This window comes from Dysgonomonas sp. GY75 (assembly GCF_015234155.1).
In the GTDB taxonomy this organism is placed as follows: Bacteria; Bacteroidota; Bacteroidia; order Bacteroidales; family Dysgonomonadaceae; genus Dysgonomonas; species Dysgonomonas gadei.
Genome location: NZ_JADCLQ010000048.1, coordinates 106,500 through 112,499, shown reverse-complemented (window position 1 = coordinate 112,499; position 6,000 = coordinate 106,500). Strand labels below are relative to the sequence as shown.

Sequence of the window (6,000 nt, the reverse complement as noted above, 5' to 3'; positions counted from 1 at the left end):
TCAATTCTGTCAAAGAACTCGTGAAAGTAGAGAACTCTCGTGTGGTTTTCTTTATGCCTTCGCCATCCACGGTGGCTACTACTACTTTCTTGTGTACGTCTATGCCGCATCCCCTGGATACGACCTGGGTAAATGTAATCTGTTCCATAGTCTTAATCTTTAGTTGGTTATAACCAAAGCTAAGGGCCTTTGCTAACTTTTACATTATCTTTGGCGTCTTTTTTACGTCATGGGGGTTTCATAATTGTTTATCTGTTTTATTAAAATGTAAGATTTAGACCGAATGTATAGATAGCAGGTATTGGATATGGATTGGAATCTATGCCAAATGCCGTGGCAGAGCCCCCCATTTCCGGTGTATATCCTGTATTGCTCTTCCATGTTTTAAGATTCTGTATATTTGCATATACCCTAAGGGATTTCATTCTTAACTTCTGAAGGAGTTGTGGGCTAAATGTATAACCTATCTGTAAGTTTCTGATTCGTAGAAAGCTGCCATCTTCGATAAATAATTCAGATGGATAATCTTTTCCATTGATAGACCGACTCTTATCCAATATCGGATGTGTATTTGAAGTTCCTTCGCCATGCCATCTATCCATTGCACCTTCGAGATAGTTGAATTGAGACCATTCGAAAATATTCCATGTCCGATATATTTCGTTACCCTGCACACCCATTAAGTCCACAGACAGATCGAAGTTCTTGTATCCGAGATTAAGTGTAAATCCATAGGTAAAGTCAGGGGTGGGGTTGCCTATCATGGTACGGTCGGCTGTAGTAATTCTACCATCACCATCTACATCCACAAATTTCACATCTCCGGGTTTTACTGTAACAAGTGTATTTTGGGGAGAATTGTCAATTTCTGTCTGATTCTGATATATGCCTTCTACTTTATAACCATAGAAATATCCGATAGGATAACCGGCCTGAACATAAGACATCAAAGGAAGCCCAGAGGTCCCGTCGGTGATTGTATAACCATCTTGTACAAGAGATATTACTTTATTTTTGATAGTTGTAAGGTTTGCACTGATTCCATATCTCCAGTCGGGGCCTATTTTATCGTTCCAAGAGAGCGATAGTTCTATACCTTTGTTTTCGATCTCGCCTAAGTTTCCCAAACCAGGGGTAGTACCTGTGATTCCGGGAACTTCTGCCAAAAGATCTTTTGTATTCTTTTTGTAATAGACTCCTTCGAAATTCAATCTGTTCTTGAGGAAATAAGCCTCAAGACCAACTTCCCATGCTTCAATTTTTTCCCATTTAAGGTCCGGATTCGGTAGATATTCTAAAGAATAGCCCGGTATAATATTATCTCCAAACACAGCCGATGTCGTATTTGTTAGAATTGGTTCGGCAGGATAAACTCTATCCATATTCTGATTACCCAATGTTCCCCATGATCCCTTTAGTTTCAAATAATCGAGAAAAGTATAATCGCTCATGAAGTCTTCTTCAGTCATGACCCATCCGGCCCCGACCGAATAGAAGTTCTGCCACTCATTACCTGTATAGAAAAACGCAGAAGAACCGTCGCGACGGAACGAAGCATTCAGCAAGTATTTACTTTTATAGTTATATAATCCGCGAACAAGGAATGATACAGTAGCGCGTTCCCATTGTGTACTACCTGTAGTAGATGCATCTGCGTCACCTATACTTACGAACCATTTATCCGGATCATTTGCTATTGGTAATCCGTTACCTTGACCGCGTCTTGCAGTAAGGCTCGACAAGCTGTTGTAATATGTTGTAAAACCAGCCGTTCCGGTTATATTATGACCGTTGAAACTATTGGTATATGTCAGTACATAATCACTTTGAACTTTTGTCTCGTTCAATTTAGTTTGCTCTACGGCAGTTCTGCCGTCACCCATTACATACGGTTGCTGAATGTCTACATCAAACAGGGTTCTTATCGGAGTATAAAGTCTACTGTCATAAGACCTGTAATCCAGCGAGTATATTATCTTGAAATTGAAGTTTTTCAAGAAAGTGAGATCTCCATATACATTACCTGAAGCCCTGTAATCAATTACTTTATTCGTGTTCTTTTGTAATTCAACAATAGACATAGGATTGGATATCTGGCTTTTTTGGAAAATAGGCAGAGTATTAAACAACCCTTCTATTTCGTTATACGGTGTTGCTATTGGTGCTGAATACAACGCATTTTTAACAGCATCCTGATAAAGGGACAATTCCGTGTTAAGCGGAGTTGAGCGGGCTCCATTAAATTGGAATCCCACACGTAGATCTTTAGTGATATTATAATCACTACTCAAATTTATTGTAACTTTATTGTATTCCTCATATTTAAGGTTACCCTCCTCCGATGTATAACCTATACCTATATAGAACTTGTTCTTTTCAGTAGAAGAGGAGATACTTATATTATTATTTGTAATGAAACCTGTTTGGAAAATTTCATTTTGCCAGTCTGTATCGGCAGTCCAGTTTGTAAAATCAAATTCTTCCAACGTACCTGTACTTTCATACGTGTTTTGCAGCTGTTCAGGATAAAGTTCTCTAAACTGCGTACTGTTGGCCATTTTAATTTTGTCAACAACTGTTTTAAAACCAAATGAAGTATTAATATTAACCAAAGTTTGGCCTTCCGTAGCTTTTTTCGTTGTTACAATAATAACTCCATTTGCACCACGAACTCCGAATATAGCGAGAGAAGAAGGATCTTTAAGAATTTCCATCGACTCTATATCGGCAGGATTCAGGAAATTGATATTATCATTGAATAATCCATCAACAACATATAAGGGTTTATAGCCATTGATAGAATTTGTCCCGCGAATACGGATTTCAGGCTCTTGTCCGGCTATACCAGTGTTAACTACCTGTACACCGGCAACCTTACCTTGTAAAGAAGCCAGAGGGTTGGAAGAAGGACGATTTTCAATATCTTCGGCTCTTATACTTGCAATGGTACCGGTGAGGTCACGTTTTTTAGCTGTACCATAACCTATAACAATAGTTTCCGCCAGAAGGTTTGATTCTTCTTCCATCACAATATTGATTACACTTAGTGAATCCACTGTCACCTGTTGAGTTTTCATCCCTACATAAGAGAATACCAAGACGTTACCAATGTTTGCAGAGATAGTGTATTTTCCATCTATGTCTGTAACAGTCCCGGTTTGAGTATCTTGTACACGTACACTTACTCCGATCAGTACTTCGTCTGCAGTATCTACTATTGTTCCCGAAATAGACATGGTTTGAGCATAAGTACTAAGAGTGCTGATGAGTAAGAAGCTACTAAGAAGCAAAATAACTCTCGGAAGAAAGATATTTACATGCTTAGTAAATAGATGTTCTTTTTTAATGAATTGTCTCATAGAAATACCATAGTTTAATGTTAATAAAAGCTTTATTCTAAATAAGGGGTAATGTGTTAAAACATCCCTTTGTAACTCGATATTGACCTTGTTTTTCATGGGCTGTTATCTTTTGAAGTTTTGATTATATAATGGCCTGCGGGTTGGGCTTATAAAGTACCGAATAGACTAGGCGCACATGGCCGACATATAATAAGACGTATTCGAAAAGCTCTTTTTTACAATTTAGGATTTTGTTATTTACATCTATAGATGAGGTCGTTAATGCTGTAAAAGTAGACTTCCTTTTATTCTTGTATGTTCCGATATACGTTTCTTTTGCAATACTTTTACCCTTTATCAAAAAAGAGAATTGTAAATATTCAATATACGGGATTTATTATTGGGAAAGAATTCTTTTTTCTAATTTTTGTGATAACTGACTATGTTGCATAAAATCTAAGCAAAAGAAATATAGGCGAATTCTTTTTTCTTATGAATTGAATTAATCACACAATAGTGGTTAAAACCACTCAGTGCAATAATTTCAAAAAATCCCAGGCATTGTCAGCAGTGGACACTTTTTCCTTTTTTAAGTACTCTTTCGAAACGATTTCGGCATATGTTTTTGCGCTGGCTTCGGCCATATAGGATTGTGTCCCCGATGCAGAGAGCATTTTGGAGAGTTCTTCCATTTCTTCCGTACGACGTTTTATATGTTTGGAGTATGAGGGTATAAGCCTCCCCAGTTCAGACATGATTCCAGGTAATTTCGTATTTATTTCCCCAAAAAGAGTATCGAAAAGCCCGTAGTGATTAGCTGCTAATGCCATTTCAAAAATGGATGCGGTAATTATTTTATTAAAGCCGGTGAAGCACATTTTCATCTGTGTAGCCTTCACTACCTGATCTCCCAGATAGGTTTCTAATATGGAACCTTCCAATATTACAGAAAGAAGTTTCGATCTTGCTCCGCTTGTATAAATATGTCCGGTTTCCTGTACTCTTTGAGACTCTCCAATGATACATGCATTTGTAAATGGGATTTGCGCCAAGTCCATTTTGGCTGCAATGACTTGAGCTGTTTCTAACGATTTGGCATTCATATCAATAAACGGCGTCTTTATACCTGCTTCCATAACGGCCCGGATATGTTGTTCTGCCACGGGTATGACAGCATGCGGTGGTACAATTGAAATAACCAGATCTGCCAAGGATATCAATTCGGACAAAGATTCCATATTTCGGAGATAGTATTTCGCTGCATTATGTATAGTCTGCTCACTGCGGCCTTCCAGATAAGTAACTACGTGGTATCCATTCTCTATTAAGCAGCATGCTATAGCAGATCCCATCTCTCCCGGATATAAAATTGCAATCGTTTTCATTTCTTTTATACTTTTTCAGATTTATAATGATGACCGGAATATCCTGGTCTTTTTAAACAGACAAATAAGATAATAGTAGCAACGGAAAGGATTATATATAGGATAAAGCCATTTTTGTAACTTCCCGTAATGTCCTGTATTACTGACGCAGACAGTGGCCCTCCCAAAGCGGCAAACAATAGTAAAGGATTGGTAATGCCACTTATGGCTCCTTGAAATTTACTCCCGTAGTATTTGGCCAGAATAATGGGCATAAGGGCAATAATACCGCCGCTGCTTAATCCGCTTATGATAGAATAAGCTAAATATAGGACAGTCTTATTTGCTCCGTAAATAAAGATGATTAAGCCTAAAGTTTGAAACAAGCTCAGAATAGCAGCCAGTATATTGGGTGAAATACGATCCGAAAACCATCCTGCGCCTATCTTTCCTATAATAGCCATAATGCCGTATACGACAACAATACCCGCGGCATCTGTAATTTCATATCCCATCTCTAAAGAGAACGGGATTCGGTTAAGTAATGCTCCTTTCATAACAAAATCGGCAAGGTTCCACGCAATGATAAGCAGCCAGAAGACAGGCGTCCTCAAAGTCTCTTTCACTGTAAAAGAGATTTCCGGAGATTTTTTTTGTAATGGAAGAAGTGTTGAAGAAGTAAACTTGTCTGTACTCTCCTTCTCCGTTTTTGAATTTTGCCTTAAAATAAAGTAGATAAAAGGAGAGATGATAATCGGTAGCCATCCGATCAGGAACCAGGTCGAACGCCAGTTATTCGTACTATCCATTAATAATACAACTACCGGAGCAAGGATGGCTGCTCCCAGATTTGCTCCCGAAGATACGATACCCATCATTGTTCCGCGGTTTTTATGAAACCATTTAGATATAAACGGCATAACCAGAGAGTTGCCTATACATGCCTGCGAGATACCTCCCAAAAGTCCGATAATTAGAGTCAGTTGCCACAATTGTTGAACATAGGCCATCAATACAAGCATGACGCCGTTTGCAACCAAACCGGTAGTCAGTATGTTTCTTGCACCGAAAACATCCAGTCTTTTCCCTATATACGGAGCCAAAACTGCTGCGATTATTAACTGGAATGTCAGGCTGAAAGTAATGCCTGTTGTACTCCATTTCATCTCATTTTGCATAGGTTCTATTATGAATCCTAATGTCTGCATACCGACTCCGGCTCGCACAGCCAACATCAAAAAACTTGTCAGAACGACATAATAGCCGAAATAGACACTTGTTAACAGCTTTTTCAT

Annotated in this window: 3 protein-coding genes; all 3 read right to left on the bottom strand. The window is 38.5% G+C overall.

Annotation, left to right across the window (positions count from 1 at the left end; translation table 11 throughout):
- Nucleotides 1-260: 260 nt before the first annotated feature.
- The 3 genes from IR083_RS18165 to IR083_RS18155 all read right to left on the bottom strand — a co-directional run bounded on the left by IR083_RS18165 (nt 261) and on the right by IR083_RS18155 (nt 6,000).
- A complete protein-coding gene (locus IR083_RS18165) occupies nt 261-3,236 on the bottom strand; it encodes a SusC/RagA family TonB-linked outer membrane protein (protein ID WP_242052475.1) in 2,976 nt (991 codons plus the stop codon).
- A gap of 635 nt (nt 3,237-3,871) precedes the next feature.
- Complete coding sequence (locus IR083_RS18160; protein ID WP_194225354.1) at nt 3,872-4,726, bottom strand: NAD(P)-dependent oxidoreductase; 855 nt, start codon at nt 4,724-4,726, stop codon at nt 3,872-3,874.
- Nucleotides 4,727-4,731: 5 nt separating this feature from the next.
- Nucleotides 4,732-6,000: an MFS transporter gene (locus IR083_RS18155; RefSeq protein WP_194225353.1), complete on the bottom strand. Its 1,269-nt coding sequence runs from the start codon at nt 5,998-6,000 to the stop codon at nt 4,732-4,734.